The following is a 19,737-nucleotide window of genomic DNA, read 5'->3' as shown; positions in this document are numbered from 1 at the left end:
TCCCTGTTCTTTATTGTTATTTTGGCTGCACCCAGTATGGCGAGTTTTGTGAGCCCGCGCAAATAGTTTACAGGATTGTAAAATATGAGAATGGAGCCCAAAGCCTACAAGCTGAGTATGAAAATAAGATGAAGAGAATAGTAAGCGGAAACGAGGATTGTGGCGGCAACAAAAAAGGCGCCGCAGCACCTTTTTGTTGGTTGAAGTGGAATGCCAGAGCTTACAGCTCCATCACGCCATCCATTTCAACTTGAGAATCCTTCGGCAATTGCTTCACGCCGATAGCTGCACGGGCAGGGTATGGCTGGCTGAAGTAACGGCTCATGATTTCATTCACTTTTACAAAGTGGCTTAAATCAATCAGGAAGATGTTGAGCTTAACGATATCGTTGATTGAACCACCCGCAGCAGTACAAACCGCCGTTAGGTTTTCAAATACTTGCACCACTTGCGCTTCAAAATCATCGCTGACAATTTGCATTGTGCTTGGCACAAGCGGAATTTGGCCGGATAAATACACTGTGCTGCCGACTTTGACGGCCTGTGAATAAGTGCCGATGGCCGCAGGGGCGTTTTCGGTCGCTATGATGATTTTTTCTGCCATGACGCTCTCTCTAATGTTGAGTTAATTAACGATTACGGGACGTACGCAGCACTTCGGGCAGTACCCTAATTCGGCGCATCACGTTGGCTAAATGGATCCTGTCTTTCACCGAAATCCGCAGGTTGATCAAATACACGCGGCCATCTCGTTCCTCTGTACTGAGGTTGTGAATGTTCGAGCCTTCGGCGGCAATGATCGAGGTGATCTTCGCCAGTGCGCCTTGGTGGTTAACGATTTCGACCCGCAGGTTGGCTTGGTAATCAACGCCTTCGACATTATCCCATTGCACAGGAATATACTTGTCAGGCTCGCCTTGATAACCACGAATGTTGGCGCAGTTTTCCATGTGTACCACTAAGCCCTTACCTTGGCTCACGTGGGCAATTACGGCATCACCAGGGATTGGGCGACAACAGTTGGCGAAGGTAACGAGCATACCTTCGGCGCCACGAATTGGCATCATGTGGCCGTCGCGGCTTTCTTGATTCTCAAGATTATCGCCAATCAAACGCTGTGCGATAACAATGCTCATGGCATTGCCAAGGCCGATGTCGGCGAGCAGTGAATCGAGCGTGGTATGTTTAGTATCGCGAATGACTTTTTCAATCTGCTCAGGCGGAATACTGTCGAGCTTAGTCTTGCCGAGCGCATGGTTGAGCAGACGGCGACCGAGTGCAATCGCGTCATCACCCTTAAGGCTTTTCAGCACTTGGCGGATTTTGGCGCGGGCCTTACCTGTTACTACAAAGTTCAGCCAAGCGGCATTCGGACGGGCGCCTTTGGCGGTAATGATTTCAACAGTTTGGCCTGAAATTAACGGCTGGCTGAGCGGATACGCTTGACGGTTAACGCGGGCACCGACGCAGGTATTACCCACATCTGTATGCACTTCGTAGGCAAAGTCTACCGCGGTGGCATTCACGGGTAATTCCAGAATGCGACCTTCAGGGGTGAACACATAAATCTCTTCTGGGAAGAGTTCAGTCTTCACGTTTTCAACGAATTCGAATGAGGTGCTGGCGCTTTGTTGTAATTCCAACAAGCTTTGCATCCACTTACGGGCACGCACTTGAGTCGTCGTGCCTTGGCCTGTTTGCGCACCGCCTTTGTAGGCCCAGTGTGCGGCAACCCCTTTGTCGGCCATCTGGTCCATATCTTCGGTACGAATTTGGATCTCAACGGGCACGCCGTGTGGACCAAACAAAGAGGTATGGAGTGATTGATAACCGTTGGCTTTAGGGATAGCGATATAATCTTTGAAACGGCCGGGACGAGGTTTGTACAGTCCGTGCATGGCGCCGAGTACGCGATAACAAGTGTCGATGGAATCGACTATCACCCTAAAGGCGTAGATATCCATCACTTCTTGGAATTGCAGCTCTTTACTCTGCATCTTGTTATAGATGGAGTAGAGATTTTTCTCGCGGCCTTTAACTTTCCCTGGAATACCTGCATCGTTTAAGCGCGTATAAACAGCGGCTTCAATGCCTTGGATCAATTCTTTGCGATTGCCACGGGCGGCTTTAACGACTTCTTTGAGCACCCGATATCGCATGGGGTAATACGCTTGGAAACCTAAGTCTTCTAACTCTGTCTTGATGTTATGGATACCGAGACGGTTAGCGATGGGCGCGTAGATTTCTAAGGTTTCGCGGGCGATACGGCGACGTTTGTCGGGACGCAGGGCGCCTAAGGTACGCATGTTGTGGGTTCTATCGGCAAGCTTGATGAGGATAACGCGGATATCCTGCGTCATCGCCATCATCATTTTACGGAAGTTTTCAGCCTGAGCTTCTTTCTTGTCGCGAAATTTAAGCTTATCGAGTTTTGACACGCCTTCGACGAGCTCGGCCACCGCGACACCGAATAGTTCGGCTAAATCGTCTTTGGTGACATGAGTATCTTCGATAGTGTCGTGGAGCAGTGCTGCCATCAGCGTCTCATGATCAAGACGCATGTCAGCAAGGATGCGGGCAACCGCAACCGGATGAGTAATATAAGGTTCGCCACTCGTGCGCATTTGCCCTTCGTGGGCATCGCGCGCAATCTGGTACGCCTGCTTGAGCAATTCTACCTGTTCGGGTTCTAAGTAACCGGAAGCAGACTCCTTTAGACCTTCAAACAGATACAAGTGGCAGCTCTCCTTTTACCTAAACAGGTGTTTACTCAACAACTCTTATAATGAACGGCCTTCAGCAATGGCTGAAACCGCTGCAATTTCAGCGGCTTCACGTTCACGTACCGTTTGACGCTCATCGGCATCTAAGGTGTGAGCGTTAACTAAACCTAGTTCGATTTCACGCAGGGCGATAACCGTTGGTTTGTCGTTCATCTCTTCAACCATAGGGTCTTTACCCTGCACGGCGATTTGGCGAGCACGACGCGCCGCAACCAAGATCATATCAAAACGGTTGCCGATTTGTTCTACGGCGTCTTCTACAGTTACGCGAGCCATGTGTTGAAACTCCAGTTTATCTAGGGAAAAAATGACGCAAAATTGTACACTATGACAGTTGGCCTGCCAACAGATCGTTAAGCATATCATTTTGCGCGTGGATCTGACTAGCACAGGTTAAGCGCTGACTGCGAATGATGGCACGCAAATCAGCTAACGCAGTGTCAAAATCGTCGTTGACGATAATAAAATCATATTCTTTATAGTGGGACATTTCCGATACGGCTTGTGCCATACGGCTGGCGATCACATCGCTACTGTCTTGTCCACGGCCAGTGAGGCGGCGTTCTAGCTCGGCTTTCGAGGGGGGCAGAATAAACACACCAACGGCATCGGGCATCACAGCTTTAACTTGCTCGGCACCTTGCCAGTCGATATCGAGGAAAACATCGATACCTTGGGTGAGCGTATGCTCAATCACATGGCGCGAGGTACCATAGTAATTGCCGAACACTTCTGCCCATTCAAAAAAGGCATTTTCAGCAATTAACGCTTTGAATTGTTCAACATTAACGAAGTGATAGTGCTGACCATCTACTTCACCTGGGCGTGGCGCGCGGGTGGTATGTGATACCGAAACTTGCATGTCAGCGGGCTTGTCTTTAAGCAAGGCCGAGATCAGCGAGGATTTACCTGCGCCACTTGGCGCCGACACAATAAATAAATTTCCGCGTGCGGTCATGAGCTAAATATCCAATTGGTTAACGCAAGAAGGGCCCAGAAAGCCGAGCATTATACCGATTTTGACCATAGAAATACTAGGGCTTGTAGGCCAGCAATTTAAGCCTATTTTAGATTTACTTCGATATTATGCGCATTTTTATCCGACTAGGGTCGTAGGCACTGACAATTGCGGGTAAATTGGTTACGCTCGTGCGAATAAGGCAATGAGTGTCTTTTTGTATCTCGTTTTTACAACAATAAAGGAAGGGTCGTGCTGTTAAAATCTCTTTTCTGCCTTCACGGGCGTGATTCTCGTCCCCGCTTTGTCGCAATCAGTGTTGGCGTTTACGTCTGTATTGCACTTGCCGCCGCTGCTTTTGGGGCTAATTTCCTGATGTATTTACTGGCATTGTTGGGCTTACCTTTATTAGGGCTCGCCAGTTTGCGTCGTTTGGCTGATGCCGATAAATCAAAAGGCTTGATTGGCGTATTCCTATTACCATTATTTATTTTCATCGGGCTGTTAACGGCCGATGTGCATATTGCCTTGATCGGCTTGAGTTTAGTGTTAGCCGCTGGACTGACGTTTTGGGGCTGGCGTTTACCGGCACCAACCATAGTCGATTATCGCTACGGTTATTTTGGCCCTGAGCTGGATGCGCCCACATCACAAGCTATGCCTAGGCGCCGTGTGGAGCCGACGATCGTTCCAAAGGCGGCGGCTAAAGAGATAGAAACTCAAGATGTTGCCGCAAGACAGGCAGCCAAATCGACCGCCCATATTCAAGCGCAGCCTCAAGTTGAGCGACATGAACCGCATGTTGAGCTGTCGCATGCGCAGGCCATTAGCGCCGCAACGGCCTCTGAGCCAGTGGTGGATTTATCTGCCCATGTTGAACCCATTGCCGCTAAACCAATAGTCGCTGAATCTACAGTCGCTGAACCTATAGTCGCCTCGACGATAAGCGCAGCGGATGCCGAACTTGAAGCCCAGCGCCAAGATGAACTGCGCTTCGATGCTTTAACTCGGATGACGCAAAATCCTGCCGATTTTGTGGTGCCCGACAGTCATGCGGATTTTCGCCCCGCTAACGCCAGTCGTATTGAACAGACCAACATTGATTTAGTCGACGTTGATGTCGCCAATGTAGATTTAAAACATGTCGACTTTAACGCGGCCCAATTAGATCCTGCCGAACGTAGTACAGAACCCGGTTGGCGTTTTGCCGCCGAAGAAGATGACGAACTAGATAGCTTTAACGATCGAGATCATGCCGAAGAAGTACGTCAACGCCGCGCCGAAGCGAAAGATTCTGGCTCGATGACCGAGCTGTTTCGCGGTTTGTTCGAGTTTTTAGCGCCGCTAAAGCGGTTCTTCGTACTACCTAAGATTAAGCTGCCTAAACTGGAACGCCGTTATTGGCGTCCTGCGGGGATAGGTTGTGGCGTTGTGGTCTTGCTCGCCTTAGGGTGGGGCCTTTGGCCAAGTGGCGATGCTGAGACGGGCGACGGCGCAGACGTGGTAACGGTTAACGCGATTGCGCCCTATGCGGGTGAGCGGGTGACGCTCGCGCTACCGGACGGGTTTTCTGTGGCGCTGGAGGATGACATCTTGATCATGCGTTGGCTCGGTGAGAAAGGTAAAGCGCAAAACCTGTGGTCCTTAGCGACGGCAAAGGGCGATAAAACCTGTAGCCTGTTGTCCTTTAATAATGGCACTGACTACCGCCCTGTGACTGTGGATTTGAAAGCCGACTCAGCAACCGAGGCGCGATTCACGCCACTCGACACCCAAGCCATCATAGTGGACCTTGCGCGCCGTGGCAGTATCAGCCTGTGTGGTTATAAGTTCAGCCTTAAGGGCAGCCAAGCGATATTGGAACAGAATCGCACTTTTGGTGATTACATAGCGCGTTGATTTAGACTGCAAGTTAGGTCGCAGCTTAGGCCTGCAACTTAAGTCGATAAAATTTCTGCTTAAATGCTAGTCACAATTAGAGGGGTAGATTACACTTTTGCTCCTCTTTTTCTCAAACCGCGTTTTAAATGCGTTTTGCCTTGGTATTGGGCGCGGCGGTTTGGGGAAACATCTTTAAATTTGAACTGAATATATCAATCCAGCATGAATACAGAATTGACCTTAGTCATTATGGCTGCAGGGCTAGGTAGTCGTTTCGGCGGCGATAAGCAATTGGCAGCGCTCGGTCCCGCTGGCGAACCCATGTTGGTGTTATCGATCATGTCGGCCATTCGCAGTGGCTTTCAGCGTGCTGTGCTGGTGATCCGCCCTGAGTTAGAAACTGAGTTAACTGAGATACTGACACGGTTTTTGCCCGCCGATTTTGCCTATCATTTTTGCTATCAAGCCCTAACGGATTTACCCGAAGCGGCGCAGCTGGTTGATCTCAGCCACAGGCTTAAACCTTGGGGCACGGCCCATGCACTGTGGAGTGCGCGCCATCTCGTTAAAGGACCAATGGCCGTTATCAATGCCGATGATTTTTATGGTGATAGCGCTTTTGCCTCGTTAGCCAAAGGCTTAAGCATGAGACCGACAGAGTGGATGATGGTGGCCTATCCCATAGAACTCACATTGTCGGAGCACGGCGGTGTTAACCGGGGTCTGTGTCAGGTAGAAAATGGTCAGCTTAAATCGGTTGCCGAATGGCTCAATATCGCCGGTCAAGGTGGGCAATTGGTGGGGGATGGCCCGCAGGGACATGCGAGTTTGCCGCCCGAGTCCTTGGTCTCTATGACTTGCTGGGGCTTCTCCCCAAGCATATTTGATGTTATTAAACGTGAATTAACCGAATTTATCGGGCAACATGGTCAACAACCTAAGTCTGAATGTTACTTGCCCGCCATAGTACAAGCGGGCATTGAGCAAGGTTTGCCTGTCTATGTCGATGTTGCCTGTGAGCCTTGGCTCGGCGTGACTTATCCGCAGGACACTGTCTGGGTAAAACAAAAATTAACGGAGTTATTGAGTGATTAAACTCATCAGGCAGTCAGTGTTGCCTCATTTTGGTATTGAAGCCGCCGAGGCAAAAATTTCTGCCCTCGGTAATGGCCACATCAATGACACCCTTTTGGTGCGCTGGCCTGCGGGCGAATTAGTATTGCAGCGAATTAATACTGAGGTATTTAAAACGCCCAACGCTTTGGTTAGCAATGCCGATAAAATTAGCCATCATTTATGCGCTAAGTCGTTGCAGCAACAATACGGCCTCAAAGTCGTTAGCCCTTGTTTAACCCAAGAGGGTGAATTGGCTATCGATTTAGGCGAACAAGGATTTTGGCGCGCGATCAGTTATTTGCCCCACAGTCTCAGCATCGAAGTGGTTAAGTCAGAGCAAGAAGCAGAAATGGCGGCCAAGGCTTTTGGTCATTTTGCCTCAGCCTTGAGTGACTTTGATGCAACTCAGCTCGAAGATGTGATCCCCCAGTTTCACCATTTACCGGGACGCATGGCTTTGTTGCAACAGGCCGCCGAACTCGATAGCCAACACCGCTTAGATCTTTGCCGTCATTGGGTCGATTACGCGTTATCTCAGCAGGCGTTGCTGGATGAACTTGCAGAAATATCGCCAAAGCTGCCGCTGCGAATTTGTCATAATGACACTAAAATCAATAACATGCTTTTCGATAAACGCGACATGTCCAGTATGGCGATTATCGATTTAGATACCTGCATGAAAGGTCATCTGATGTATGACTTTGGCGATATGGTCCGCACCTTCTGCTCGCCAGAGGAAGAAGACTCTACGGCCTTGGATAAAGTTCAAGTGCGCCAAGATATCTTCGCTGCGATTTGCCGTGGCTACTTGAGCGAGTTGGGTGATGTCTTAACGGAAGACGAAAAACGCAGTCTGTGGCTCGGTGCGCGGGTGATTTGTTTGATGATAGGTGTGCGTTTTTTAACGGATTACCTTAACGGTGATGTGTATTTCCATATTCACCGCGAAGGCCACAATCTGGACCGCGCCGCCAATCAGTTTACCTTGTACCAAAGTTTGCTCGACCAAGAAACGGTACTTAAAGCCCATTTCTAAGTCAGGATATGGATCTTGGTGATTGCGCCAGTTTATAGTTCCAATGCACTGAGAAACAAAACGCCCAAGGCTTTGCTTTGGGCGTTTTGCTTTAATACGATTGCTTTAAGCCCTAGGCAGATGGCATTTCATCCGACATAATCGAGCAATATCCCTTAATATTATATGGATTTGTGCTTGGTATGGATTCACCTGTGGCGCAGCCGTTAGTCACTTGTTCACGGCGCAGCGAACGTAACTCTTGGTTAAGATGTACCCTGCGTCGCTCGCAGCAGGAGGCGGTTGCCTCGTCTATGATGACGGCGACCAGCGATAACTTCTTCAATGCCTACGCAATTTTTCTCGGTGCCAGCCTAGCGCAGATGGGCTTTGTCACGGGTTTACCTCAGCTTTTTGGCGCTATCTCCCAGCTTTTATCTGTCTGGCTCGCCAGCCATTTCTCCCGCCGAACTTTTATCGTCTTTTGTGCCGCCTTTCAGGCCTGTGTTGTGCTGGCTATGGGCGCGTTAGCCGCTTTCGGCCCTGAACATGCGGTGTGGATCTTTATCGTTTTAGCCGTTGGTTACCATGGCTTTATCAATCTAATTCAACCCCATTGGCGGGCGTGGATGGGCTCTATTGTTCCCGAACGGCGCCGTGGCACTTTTTTCGCCGCGCGCACTCGGCTCACTATGGGCGCATCTTTGAGTGTGTTCTTTATTGGCGGCGGCATACTTACCTTAACCGACTCGATGCAGATGGCGTGGCTGGGCTTTAGTCTGTTGTTTTCTATCGCGGCGATGGGGCGGTTTGTGTCGGCTTGGCTACTGCTGCAGATGCACGATCCCGATCCGCGCGAGCCCAAACAGCGCGGCGTATTTCTGCAGACGATTAGTCATTTTCGCGAGGCGTGGAAGGATAAAACTTTTCGTCAGTACAGTTTGTTTGTCGCCAGTATGCAGGGAATGGTGGCGATCTCTGCGCCATTTTTTGCCGTTTATATGTTGGAAGGCTTGAAGTTTACTTATCTCGAATTTGTGTTCGCCAGCGTGGCTTCGATAGCGACTCAATTTGTCACCTTGCGATTTTGGGGTCGCTTTAGCGATCAATTCGGCAATCGTTTAGTGATGATCATCACCAGTTGTATGATCCCAAGCTTGCCGCTGATGTGGCTATTCTCGGATAACTATCTGTATATCTTAGCTATCCAAGCTTTCTCTGGCTTGGCGTGGAGCGGCTTCACCTTAAGCACGGCAAATTACCTTTATGATATCCGCCCCTTTCGCAGTGACTTTGCGACCTACGCCGCTTTGCAAGCAGCCTTGAGTGCGGCCTGTGTATTTGTTGGCGCGATATTGGGCGGCACTATTGCCTCCCATGCGGCGGACTTTTTAGTTTGGTCGGGTGGGGATAGCGTGTTATCTAGCCCTATCTTCGTGGTGTTTTTAGTCTCGACCGTGCTGCGAGCCTTAGTGACACTCTGGTTTATTCCGCGCTCGGTCGAACCTAAAGTGCGTCCAAGGCCGCAGTTACTGCAACTTATCTTCCGTATCCGCGGCTTTAATGCGATTTCGGGCGTGAGCCTCGATTGGCTCACTGTGGTAAAACGCCGCAAGCAATAGGGCGTACAGCTAAAGCGTATAGTCGAAAAACTTACGGCTTTGCGGGCCAGCGCTATTACTGTTCACCTTATTGGGATGTTTATATTCATGCCAAGCCGCGACGTGTGTACCAGCGTTTAATTTAGGGAAATCCAGTCCATGCTCGCTGGTGTTGACTCTCTGTGACTGAATGTTTCCCTTTGCCTGACTTGTTCCTTCCTGTGATATCTGGGTTGGTGCACTTTTTATTTGAGAGTCCGAGAATGCCCTATCTGTCACTTGGCCTAAGGTTGGGCAATCCGTGGTTAACCCTAAAAATTGCAACAAGCGACTCAAGCTCCCCGCATGGCTTATGTCGAGTGAGATAAAATCTGCTCGGCCATGAAAGTAAGCGAGCACTTCGTTTTGATGCCTTTGATAACAAGCAATAAGATGTGCCTCGTCTGCGGGATCCGCCACTTTATCGATTGCAAACGTGTGCCGAAAGCTGCGTTTCATAATCGGGTGGAATCGCCCCGATTTTGCTTCTAAATGCGGCAGCATTTTACCCAGCAGCATTTGCATTGAAGGCACCCACTTCGCCATATCACGCTCGAGGTAGACAAATTTGGCCTGCGGGAATAGGCCATCAAGCTGCCGATAATCACTAAAACAGGGCACATCAGAAATCGCATCGGCCAGCATAAACGCCTGTTTAGTAAAGGCCATGTGCGCCACTTTAAGCCCTTGCTCCAACAACGCCACACTCACACTCGTCGTGCCCGTACGCGGCAAACCTATGATAAAGACCTTCTGTTTTTCTACACTTGTCTGTTCACTACTGAGCGTATTCGAATTTGCAGGATTCATCTCAGCTGGCTTAGCAACCTGTGAATGGCCAGTGTGCTTTGCATTGCCAGTAGGTTGAACATGAGTAGTGATAGGTGAATTGTTGGCATTATCAGGCATAGATTGGGCTCAGAATGTGTGTGCAAGTGGTGCGGTGTAAGCAATGAGTTTTCACATCGGCGTTTCGCATTGGCGTGTCAAATCAGCGGCGACAGTATATCTCAGCGCGAAGGCTTTGTCGGTAGTATACCCAAACAACCTGAAGAAGCAGGATTCAGCGGGAGTTTAACGCACTTTAGGCAAGGCCATTTATTGCTCCTGCATAAATGGCATTCACGCCATCCATGGCGATTGCGGTTATTTGCGGACCTAGTGGACTAAGTTAAAAATAACCAACGCAGCATAAAGTGCGTTACCCCGTGGTTAACATCAGCCGCCGGGACGGAGCGCCTAGGGCACTCCACTTCCGTGTTGCATCAATTCAAAAGGTGGCCGACATTCTGTCATTGATGCGCCTTGAATTGAATCACCCTAGACGCTCTGAAACTCGTATATTCAGGTAGCTTGGGTATATACATAAAAGTCACGCACCACGGCAATGCGCCACAGTATTGTATGGCCGCTGTACGATAAAAATGGATGACCACAAGGCTTAGAAACGAGATCCCAGATTACCAACAAGGCTCATTTCCCTGCATTGGATAGCATGTTGGTATTAATGAGGCGATTAGTAGCGCTATTCGACTCATAAAGTGAGGCGAATAGGTTTGTTAATCGCCTCATTATGTGAGTAGAATAGACTTGTTATTTGACTCGTGGGGTAAGATATGTGGATTTGGCAGCAAGCTGATTGGCCTAAGTTTCATTGGAATACCAGCAGCATTGATGCCTTGCTGCGTCAGGTCTATTTCAATCAGGGCCAGCTGCTTGGCAAGCAAATGCTAAGTCACGACGACAGCCTGTTAACGTCAGACGCTGCACTCGACACCTTACTCGCTAATATTATCCATTCCAGTGCCATCGAAGGTGAAAAGCTCAATGCTGCTTCGGTACGCTCATCCTTAGCTAAAAAACTCGGCGTGACTGAGGACAAACCGTATCCGACCACAGCGCAAACCGATGGTTTAGCTGACATTATGCTCGATGCCTTAAAAAATTTAGAGATTGAATTAACCCTCGAACGGATATTGGGCTGGCATCAGCAGTTATTTCCGCAGGGTTATACATTGTTTGACCCCGTTATTGGTGGAACGCTACGTGGCGATACGCCTATGCAAGTTGTCTCAGGCCGCATTGATAAACCAACGGTGCATTTTGAGGCCCCCTCTCGAGCGACTTTGGACGCTGAACTCTCGCAGTTTATTGAATGGTTTAATGTTTCACGGCAAGCGCAGGGTTTAGATCCGCTTATCCGTGCGGCGATAACACATCTTTGGTTTGTGACTCTTCATCCACTTGATGATGGTAATGGGCGCATCACGCGTTTATTGACTGATTTAGCTTTGGCGCAAGCGGAGAAACGCTCGATTCGTTTTTACGCTATGTCGGTCAGTATTCTTGCCCGTCGCCAAGCCTACTATGACATTTTAGAGTCCACTCAAAGGGGCGATGTAGATATTACTCCTTGGTTAGTCTGGTTTTTTGAAACCCTCAATGACTGCTTACTCAATGCGATGGCAGATGTGAGCAGAACGCTGTCGAAAACTCAGTATTGGCAAAGTGTCGACCAATCTTTATTGAGTCAGGAGCAAGCCAAAGTACTCAATCGGATGTTAGACGGCGATTTTGAACTAGGGATTAATAGTAGCCAGTACCAAAAGGTCGCTAAGGTGAGCCGCGCCACCGCCACCCGTCATCTTGCGCAAATGGTTGAACAGCGGTTTTTAGTTAAAGCCGACGCCGGCGGCCGAAGTACGAGATACTTATTGCCACTCAGTATGAAACGATAAAGGTTAGGTATGTTATCAAGCACTTACATTCCAGTGACTCGGTGAATAGAAACCTAGGGTTTCTAAGTTTATGAACGAGAGCCATGGAAGGCGAACTGGCAGTTAAATAGGGAAGTTGTTCAAGTCCCTGGATACTCAGCCGTGACGTCCTGTCACGGATGGTCACTTCCATGCTAGTGCCTAATCCTGTTAGCCTTAGCGCATATCTGTTAGCCAGTAGAACCAATCGCTTAATAGACATTTGAGATAGATACTGGCCCAAAATGCTGGCGACCTCAGTCAGTACCAGATACTTATTGCCGAGTGGGAAATAGCGGCAAGTTTACCTTGGAGTTGGATGCTCAATTATCAATAGCCTAAAGCGCTTTTGAAAGTGTTGCTGCTGAGTCAGTCATAGGTAATTAGTTCCACTAAAGCCAAGCAGTATGAACACCCTATCGAAAAAGACAAAACCATTCTACAAATCGCAATTTGAATCAAATTGTTATGTGATATATTCGCTACAACTTTGATTGTTAGTCTTGGGGCATATCTGGCTATGGAACAGGTCGGGATTTACGAAAAGCTTATTACTCAACTCGTTGAGCAGCGCTTAGATAAGGACATATTTTTTGTTGGAGAAAGGAAGCTAGAGGTTGCTGAAGCAAGTATTTGGCTCTCACGTTTTCTGACTAAAGTAATTGAATATGTGATTAATTCTGTTCCAGCAGATGAAAACCAAGTTATCAATCAAATCAGTTTGGCTAATCGGTTAGTGATGTGGCTAAAAGAGCACATCAACGATGATGACTTTATTGATGAAAATCTCATCGATAGCCAAGGTCGGATACTCACGGCTCTTTTTAACAAACAAAATCCGATAGCGACTGATTTACCTAAATATACGGCCGCCATATTTCCATTAACGGGGCTCACTCAGAGTGAGCTTTTTTGCGGTAGTAATGCGGGATTATCACTTGAAAGTGAGCTTAAACGTGAGATCCGATCATCAGATAAAATCTATTGGCTGGTGTCATTTATCAAGTGGGCGGGGATTCGCATCTTCAAAAATGAACTTGAGGAATTTACACGCAGTGGTAAAGAGTTACGCATCATTACTACATCTTATATGGGCGAGACTGATGCTAAAGCCGTCGAGTTTCTAGCCAGTTTACCCAATACCCAAGTTAAATTAAGTTACAACACTAAGCGTGAAAGGCTGCATGCAAAGTCCTATTTATTTCTACGAAATACGGGTTTTCATACCGGTTATATCGGTTCTTCAAATTTATCGCATTCTGCATTGACCAGCGGGCTTGAGTGGAACCTTAAGATCACCACCCAAGAAATTCCCCACATCATTGAGAAATCACTCAGTACCTTTGAAACTTACTGGGAATCGAACGAATTTGAGCTTTTTAGCGGTGATGCGAACAGTAAAGAAAAGTTAAACAATGCGTTGAAAGAAGCGAAAGGCAGTGGCACTGAATCGAGCTTATTTCATTTTGACATTAAGCCATTTGCGCATCAGCGAGAAATCCTCGAACAGCTTGCAGTAGAGCGAAGCGTTCATGGCCGTTTTAAAAATCTCATCGTCGCGGCAACAGGCACGGGTAAGACTATTATTTCCGCGTTCGATTTCGCGCGGTTTTATAAACTGCATCCAGAAGCCAATTTTCTATTTGTTGCCCACAGGCAAGAAATTTTACAGCAAGCCCTCAGTGCTTATCGCGGTGTGTTAAAGAATAATCAATTTGGCGAGCTATGGGTGGCAGAGCATAAACCTAATAGTTACAAACACTTATTCGCATCTGTCCAAAGCTTGAATCTGCAACTTGATAACCTGCCATTAGCGGCTGATTTTTATGATTATATTGTGATTGATGAAGTCCATCATGTTGCTGCGAGCAGTTACCGTGGGCTATTAGCTCATTTTGAACCTAAGGTTTTATTGGGGCTTACGGCTACACCAGAGCGTCATGATGGTGTCGATATTTTGGCTGACTTCTGCGGTGTCATTGCCGCTGAAATACGTTTACCCGAAGCTATTAATCAAAGGCATTTATGTCCATTTCAATATTTTGCGATCGATGATGAGACTGATCTTCGCAAGTTAAATTGGCGCCGTGGTCGTTATGATGTCGCTGAGCTGAGCAATTTATACACTCACAATGAACAACGCGTGACGCGCATTATTCGCAGCCTAGTTGAAACTGTAACAGATATAAATAATATCAAGGCGTTAGCCTTTTGTGTAACCAAGGAACACGCCGAGTTTATGGCGAAGAAGTTCAATTTGGCTGGGATCAGCGCCGATGTGCTGACCAGTGATAATAGCGCTGAACGGCAACAAAAGCGGCAGAGCTTGGTCAGTGGCAAATTATCCATTTTGTGTGTGGTGGATATTTTTAACGAAGGTGTCGACATTCCAGAAGTGGACACCTTGTTGTTTTTACGGCCAACGGAAAGCTTGACCATATTCCTGCAGCAACTTGGCCGTGGCTTGCGTCTCACCGATGATAAGCAGTGCTGCACAATATTAGATTTTGTCGGAAATTCACGTGATGAATATGATTTCTCGCAAAAATTTAGAGCATTAGTCGGTAAAACTAATCAGTCGATAAAAGATGAAATTCTCAATGACTTTCCGCATCTACCGCTAGGGTGTCGAATTGAGCTTGAGGAAAAAGCGCAGTCAATGATTTTGCGTAATATTAGCCGCGCAACGCTCAATGCCAATCGATTAACCAGTCTAATAGCAAGCTTTAAACATCAAACTGACTTGCCGCTCACGCTAAGCAATTTTTTACGCCTTAACCCGCAAGTGACCTTGGAAGATGTTTATCGAATAAAGATTAATGGCCAATGTGGATGGATTTTATTAGTCGAGGCTGTTCAGGGGAATCAAATTGCTGAACCTACTGCGCAGTCCGATTTAGCCAAAGCCTATTATCGCGCGATTAACTTCCACTTACTCAATTGTACTTCACTATCCTATTTAATCTTTATCAAACAGTTATGCCAAAATAATTTTGTATTTGACGGGCTAGATCCTATTCAAAATCAGTTTGCTTTGATGTGCCACTACAACTTTTGGGATAAATCAGGTACGGCTTTAAACGTTAAAAGTTTAACAGCTAGCTTGTTGATGCTACGCAACAAGCCATTACAGGAAGAGTTATTGGCTGTATTGGCGATACTGATCAACCGGATACACCATCAAGAAATGGATTTGGAATTGGCGCTGCCCAGCGCATTGAAAGTGCACTCTCGTTATACCCGTGAGCAAATTTTAGCGGCGATAGGAGCAAGTACATTTACAGCTAAATCGCCTTCTAGGGAGGGTGTGCTTGCGATTAATGAGCAAAATCTTGAATGTTTATTTGTGACGTTAAACAAATCAGAGAAGCAGTTTTCACCGACAACCATGTATCATGACTATGCCATTAGCGAATATCTATTCCACTGGCAATCGCAAAATAGCGCACGGCCAGAACGAGGTAGGGGTTTAAGTTATATTGAGCAACAAAAGCTGGGGAAAACCGTGCTGTTGTTTGTTCGAGAGCAATCAAAAGATGAAAATGGCCGCACTATGGGATTCGTGAATTTTGGCAAAGTGCATTATGTCAGCCATAACGGTTCACAACCCATGAATGTCACATGGCGATTAGAACAGCCAATCCCTGATGTAATGTGGCATGACGCGGCTAAACTGGCAGTGGGCTAAGTACTACTTCCCCAGTCTTTCTGCTAACTGCTCCATCAAAAATTCAATCAATACACTCACCTTAGTCGGCAAATATTTTCGCTGCGGGTAAACCGCGTAGATACCATGTTCTGGGAGGGGATGGTCTGCGAGCAAGGCTTGTAGGCGGCCTGCTTGTAAGTCGGCGTCGACCATGAAACGGGGCAGGTTGGCTATGCCTAAACCATCGAGTGTGGCTTGGTGGATGGCATCACTATTATTGACTTGGTAGTTACCGTTCGGCTGGATACGAGTGGGGCCCTGTGGGCTTAAGAAGGTCCATTCAACACCATCACGAAAATATGAGTAGAACAAACAGTTATGTTGGCTGAGTTGCTGTGGCGTTTGTGGCGCAGCGTGGCGAGCAAGATACTCGGGTGACGCGCAAATCACACTTAAACAAGGGGCAATTTTACGGGCAATAAGACTTGAATCTGGCAGTTCGCCGATGCGAATCGCCAGATCGAATCCGCCAGCAATTAAATCGGTGGTCTTATCATCCATCTGCATTTGCAGCTGTATTTTCGGGTAACGACGCAGAAACTCGGGGATTAAAGGGGCGATATGCAAGCGGCCAAATACCATAGGGACAGCGATGCGCAAATTGCCCTGAGGCGCTTGCTGTAGCTCTGAAATAGCGTCCAATCCTTCCTCTGCGAGTTTAACTGCAGGGCGAACATAGTCGAAGTAGCGGGCGCCCGCTTCGGTAAGACTCAAGCTGCGAGTGGTACGGTGCAAAAGTTGAATACCCAGACTTTGTTCTAATAGGGTAATGCGTTTACTCACCGCCGATTTACTCAGCCCAAGCTTTTGACTTGCCAGTGAAAAGCTACCGCATTCCACGACAGTGACAAAGATAGGTAGTGCCGAAAAGTGCTCCATGGTGTCCTTAGATTATCGCGTTCCCCTGCCATTATTGTTGATGATACCTCAACAGTCAGTTTTTATTATCGTGGTTATCATTGCCCTTGATGCAAGGTAGACTAATGCACTTGCTGATTGCGGGTGTCGACTGTGAAGCCTAGTTATTTTCGGGCTCATCGCTCATGTTTATCGCTTATCTTGATTACTGCTAGCCAGCTAGCCACAGCATTGCCGCAATCGCCGATGTACCATTCTCGATGCCACTGAACGGCATGGGGATGGGTTTTAGCTATTTTGTCAGAAAGAGAGTTCCTATGTCCTTGCCTTACCAATGGATTTTGTTCGATGCCGATGAAACCCTATTTTATTTTGATGCCTTAAAAGGGCTTAAGTTGATGTTTAGTGAGTTTGGGGTCGATTTTACCCAAGCCGATTTTGATGAGTATCAGTTGGTTAACAAACCGCTTTGGGTCGATTATCAAGATGGCAAAATAACTGCCGCCGAGTTGCAGACCATACGTTTCGAGCCTTGGGCAGCCAAATTATCTGTCACGGCCATGACGCTCAATAGTGCCTTTTTATCTGCAATGGCCGAAATTTGTTCGCCGCTACCCGGTGCTCGCGAGTTATTAGCCGCGCTGCAAGGTAAAGCTAAACTAGGCATCATCACCAACGGTTTCACTGAGCTGCAAACCGTGCGATTAGAACGTACAGGCTTGCAGCATCATTTTGATATTTTAGTGATTTCAGAAAAAGTCGGCATAGCTAAACCCGATGTGGGCATCTTCGATCACGCCTTCGAACTCATGGGCCATCCTGAGCGCGATACTGTGTTGATGGTCGGTGATAACCCGCATTCAGATATCCAAGGCGGCATCAATGCCGGTATTCATACATGCTGGTATAACGTCCACGGCCATGATGTACCTACCGGTATCACCCCGCACTATCAAGTGAGCTCGCACCAAGAGCTATATAGTTTATTGTTCGGGTAAGTCAACAGGCACTCAGCTTATGCTGTGAAGTCACTTAGCGAGTCAGCACTTCACGGATCTTACTTGCTTTATTTTTACCTATACCACCCACTTGCATCAATGCCTCTTCAGATGCTGTTACGACTGCCTCGACACTGGCGAAATGGCATAAAAGTTTATTGGCGAGTTTAGGGCCTACCTCGGGTAGGCTTTGCAAGATGAATAATTGCTGATTTTTCTTGCGTTTGGGCTTACGTCCCGTGAGGGTTAATTCATGTTCTCTACGGTTTAACTGAGTGGCGCAAAAATACAGAATTTTGGCTGTTTCAGTTTGCGATAAACTGCGCAGTATTGGGATGTGGAAATTGATTGAAATCGAGCACAGCGCCCCGATTAACGCTTCTCTGCGTATCTGGTAACATGCGATATCTTGTGTATAACCTTCGATAAGCAGGGCGGTATGATTTGGGCTCTGGGCTAATCTGGCCACCTGTGAGAATAGGCGCTCATCGCATAATGATTGCACGAGATCGGGCAACGTTTTACGTTCAATCAGCCAACCATTGAGTTGATAATCACCCAATTTTAGGTGTTTTTTGATGAGTGAGAGATCTTCGTGCAGTGACAGCTCATAGATGATTTTTTCTGCATGTTCTCTATCGTCATAAAAGAGAGGGATTTTAGCCGCTGCCAATTTTAGTGACCTCAACCGAGTGACATATTCAGGATTGTTTATGAGTGTAGTCAGGCTGAACAACAAGCACAAAAGTTGTCTTCAGCTTTCTGAGTCGCCTAGTTAAAATTTAGTTATACCTATATCTGTTCGTTTGGCCAGCTGCATTAAGACAGCGCTAGAAAATCAATGTGAGTTAGCTATGAGTGAATATCAGTATTATCGATTCGAATGTGTTAACAGTAGCTTGTCGGTCCCGCAGCGGAATAGATTAAGGAATATTTCTAGCCGAGCAGAGATCACCAGCCACTCCTTTTGTGTTCAATATCATTACGGTGATTTAAGTGCCGATCCAGAAGCCTTAATGATGGATTTTTTTGATATTGGCTTTTATTACACCAATTGGGGGCAAGTGAATGCGTATCTTAAATTGCCAGCCGGTACAATCCCCTGTGATTTCAAGGTAATAAATGCTGACTTTTATGTGTCTTTTGTCGAGAATAAGCAGAGCCAATTACTGATATTTACTTTAGAAGATGATTATCGCTACCGCGACGATGAGAGTGCCGAATCCTTTATGCTGCATTTGGTGGCACTAAGGACAGAACTATTAACTGGCGATTATCGTGCTTTGTATTTTCATTGGTTAAGCCAAGCCAACGATGATATGGCCTTAGAACCCTTGCCGCTTATAGCCTTTGATTTTCACCAGTTAACCCAGGCGCAATTGGCATTTACCACACTCTTTGACATCCCTTTACCATCGATACGTGCTTTACATCTTTTGCTGCAGTCAATGCCTGCACATGTTCCTCAACCCACAGTATTAACGGCACAGCAGCAGGTGGCTAAGCTAACGGATGCCGAGAAGGACGCGTTGCTTTGTTGCTTATTTGATGAAGGGAAAATATTTGCGGCGGATGCGTATGCGCTCCTCAGAACGCAAGAAACACCAATAGAGTACTCCGACTGGGTAACAGTTGCATCGTTGCATCCCTTCTGGCATGTAGCAGAAAAAGAAGTGATGCAAGAAGAGCGCATGGCAGAGGCCGAGCGTCTTGCCCGTGAGACGTTATTGCGTAATGAACATCTTGAAGCGGTTTATAAAGCGCATCAAAGCCATTGGGATAGTGCTTTTGAGGAGGCTGCTCGTGGGTGTGCCAGTGGCTATGATAATGCCGGCCGTACCTTGCAAGTGTTGTTCGATGCTTATCAACTAAAACAATCTTCCAGCGAGTTTAAACAAAATTTTGATGTTTTTATTAGCAAAAATAAACAGCGTAAAGCACTGATTAAGCGGTTAGAACCGTTACAGAAAATTATGCTATCGCTTTGATTTAGTTATTTTAATGCCAATAGCTATGGCGCTGT

15 protein-coding genes are annotated in these 19,737 nt (G+C 47.2%); 8 read left to right on the top strand and 7 right to left on the bottom strand.

Going from position 1 to position 19,737, the window contains the following annotated elements:
• Positions 1–220 precede the first annotated feature (220 nt).
• From ridA to gmk, 4 genes are read right to left on the bottom strand one after another with little or no spacing between them, the layout of a single operon-like run.
• Positions 221–604, bottom strand: coding sequence for a RidA family protein (ridA, locus tag DYH48_RS19610; RefSeq protein WP_115335691.1), 384 nt, complete (start codon positions 602–604; stop codon positions 221–223).
• A 25-nt stretch (positions 605–629) separates the two neighbouring features.
• Complete coding sequence (gene spoT / locus DYH48_RS19605; protein WP_006079840.1) at positions 630–2,735, bottom strand: bifunctional GTP diphosphokinase/guanosine-3',5'-bis pyrophosphate 3'-pyrophosphohydrolase; 2,106 nt, start codon at positions 2,733–2,735, stop codon at positions 630–632.
• Positions 2,736–2,780: 45 nt separating this feature from the next.
• Complete coding sequence (rpoZ, locus tag DYH48_RS19600; protein WP_006079841.1) at positions 2,781–3,059, bottom strand: DNA-directed RNA polymerase subunit omega; 279 nt, start codon at positions 3,057–3,059, stop codon at positions 2,781–2,783.
• Positions 3,060–3,108: 49 nt separating this feature from the next.
• Complete coding sequence (gene gmk / locus DYH48_RS19595) at positions 3,109–3,741, bottom strand: guanylate kinase (RefSeq protein ID WP_006079843.1); 633 nt, start codon at positions 3,739–3,741, stop codon at positions 3,109–3,111.
• 252 nt (positions 3,742–3,993) lie between these two features.
• On the opposite strand from gmk, the gene DYH48_RS19590 reads away from it, so the two are divergent.
• The 4 genes from DYH48_RS19590 to DYH48_RS19575 all read left to right on the top strand — a co-directional run bounded on the left by DYH48_RS19590 (position 3,994) and on the right by DYH48_RS19575 (position 9,375).
• Complete coding sequence (locus DYH48_RS19590; protein ID WP_115335690.1) at positions 3,994–5,640, top strand: hypothetical protein; 1,647 nt, start codon at positions 3,994–3,996, stop codon at positions 5,638–5,640.
• A 204-nt stretch (positions 5,641–5,844) separates the two neighbouring features.
• Positions 5,845–6,717 (top strand): NTP transferase domain-containing protein, encoded by an 873-nt coding sequence (locus DYH48_RS19585; RefSeq protein WP_115335689.1) that lies wholly within the window; start codon positions 5,845–5,847, stop codon positions 6,715–6,717.
• The gene (locus DYH48_RS19580; RefSeq protein WP_006086635.1) at positions 6,710–7,774 is read left to right on the top strand and encodes a phosphotransferase enzyme family protein; all 1,065 of its coding nucleotides are present in this window, start codon (positions 6,710–6,712) and stop codon (positions 7,772–7,774) included. Before DYH48_RS19585 ends, DYH48_RS19580 begins: the two co-directional genes overlap by 8 nt.
• Before the next feature lie 182 nt (positions 7,775–7,956).
• Positions 7,957–9,375, top strand: a complete 1,419-nt coding sequence (locus tag DYH48_RS19575; protein ID WP_115335688.1) for an MFS transporter — start codon at positions 7,957–7,959, stop codon at positions 9,373–9,375.
• Positions 9,376–9,384: 9 nt separating this feature from the next.
• On the opposite strand, the gene DYH48_RS19570 is transcribed toward DYH48_RS19575, so the two are convergent.
• Positions 9,385–10,302 (bottom strand): sulfotransferase family protein, encoded by a 918-nt coding sequence (locus tag DYH48_RS19570; protein WP_115335687.1) that lies wholly within the window; start codon positions 10,300–10,302, stop codon positions 9,385–9,387.
• Between the two features lie 707 nt (positions 10,303–11,009).
• Here DYH48_RS19570 and DYH48_RS19565 point away from each other — a divergent pair.
• Together DYH48_RS19565 and DYH48_RS19560 are read left to right on the top strand one after the other, a co-directional pair.
• Positions 11,010–12,131, top strand: coding sequence for a Fic family protein (locus tag DYH48_RS19565; protein WP_115335686.1), 1,122 nt, complete (start codon positions 11,010–11,012; stop codon positions 12,129–12,131).
• A 538-nt stretch (positions 12,132–12,669) separates the two neighbouring features.
• A complete protein-coding gene (locus tag DYH48_RS19560; protein ID WP_115335685.1) occupies positions 12,670–15,837 on the top strand; it encodes a DUF3427 domain-containing protein in 3,168 nt (1,055 codons plus the stop codon).
• Positions 15,838–15,840: 3 nt separating this feature from the next.
• Here DYH48_RS19560 and DYH48_RS19555 read toward each other — a convergent pair whose 3' ends face one another.
• Positions 15,841–16,737 (bottom strand): LysR family transcriptional regulator, encoded by an 897-nt coding sequence (locus DYH48_RS19555; RefSeq protein WP_115335684.1) that lies wholly within the window; start codon positions 16,735–16,737, stop codon positions 15,841–15,843.
• Between the two features lie 296 nt (positions 16,738–17,033).
• Here DYH48_RS19555 and yjjG point away from each other — a divergent pair, with 296 nt between their 5' ends.
• Positions 17,034–17,714 carry a pyrimidine 5'-nucleotidase gene (gene yjjG, locus DYH48_RS19550; RefSeq protein ID WP_115335683.1) on the top strand — a complete coding sequence of 227 codons (681 nt, stop codon included), beginning with the start codon at positions 17,034–17,036 and terminating at the stop codon, positions 17,712–17,714.
• 34 nt (positions 17,715–17,748) lie between these two features.
• Here yjjG and DYH48_RS19545 read toward each other — a convergent pair whose 3' ends face one another.
• Entirely contained in the window at positions 17,749–18,387 is a 639-nt protein-coding gene (locus DYH48_RS19545) for an ERCC4 domain-containing protein (protein WP_115335682.1), read from the bottom strand.
• A gap of 343 nt (positions 18,388–18,730) precedes the next feature.
• Here DYH48_RS19545 and DYH48_RS19540 point away from each other — a divergent pair, with 343 nt between their 5' ends.
• Positions 18,731–19,702: a hypothetical protein gene (locus tag DYH48_RS19540; protein ID WP_256613102.1), complete on the top strand. Its 972-nt coding sequence runs from the start codon at positions 18,731–18,733 to the stop codon at positions 19,700–19,702.
• Positions 19,703–19,737 lie beyond the last annotated feature (35 nt).

The organism is Shewanella baltica (assembly GCF_900456975.1).
Lineage (GTDB): Bacteria > Pseudomonadota > Gammaproteobacteria > Enterobacterales > Shewanellaceae > Shewanella > Shewanella baltica.
Note: the sequence above shows the minus strand (reverse complement) of the source record. Positions and strands in the feature narration are given on the sequence as shown.

What these genes read in the sequence shown, in the direction of transcription:
- DYH48_RS19575 (WP_115335688.1), top strand. Translation starts at nt 7,957, where the DNA reads ATGGATTCACCTGTGGCGCAGCCGTTAGTCACTTGTTCACGGCGCAGC.
- DYH48_RS19565 (WP_115335686.1), top strand. Translation starts at nt 11,010, where the DNA reads ATGTGGATTTGGCAGCAAGCTGATTGGCCTAAGTTTCATTGGAATACC.
- ridA (WP_115335691.1), bottom strand. Translation starts at nt 604, where the DNA reads ATGGCAGAAAAAATCATCATAGCGACCGAAAACGCCCCTGCGGCCATC.
- DYH48_RS19540 (WP_256613102.1), top strand. Translation starts at nt 18,731, where the DNA reads ATGATGGATTTTTTTGATATTGGCTTTTATTACACCAATTGGGGGCAA.
- yjjG (WP_115335683.1), top strand. Translation starts at nt 17,034, where the DNA reads ATGTCCTTGCCTTACCAATGGATTTTGTTCGATGCCGATGAAACCCTA.
- DYH48_RS19555 (WP_115335684.1), bottom strand. Translation starts at nt 16,737, where the DNA reads ATGGAGCACTTTTCGGCACTACCTATCTTTGTCACTGTCGTGGAATGC.
- DYH48_RS19585 (WP_115335689.1), top strand. Translation starts at nt 5,845, where the DNA reads ATGAATACAGAATTGACCTTAGTCATTATGGCTGCAGGGCTAGGTAGT.
- DYH48_RS19570 (WP_115335687.1), bottom strand. Translation starts at nt 10,302, where the DNA reads ATGCCTGATAATGCCAACAATTCACCTATCACTACTCATGTTCAACCT.
- gmk (WP_006079843.1), bottom strand. Translation starts at nt 3,741, where the DNA reads ATGACCGCACGCGGAAATTTATTTATTGTGTCGGCGCCAAGTGGCGCA.
- DYH48_RS19560 (WP_115335685.1), top strand. Translation starts at nt 12,670, where the DNA reads ATGGAACAGGTCGGGATTTACGAAAAGCTTATTACTCAACTCGTTGAG.
- rpoZ (WP_006079841.1), bottom strand. Translation starts at nt 3,059, where the DNA reads ATGGCTCGCGTAACTGTAGAAGACGCCGTAGAACAAATCGGCAACCGT.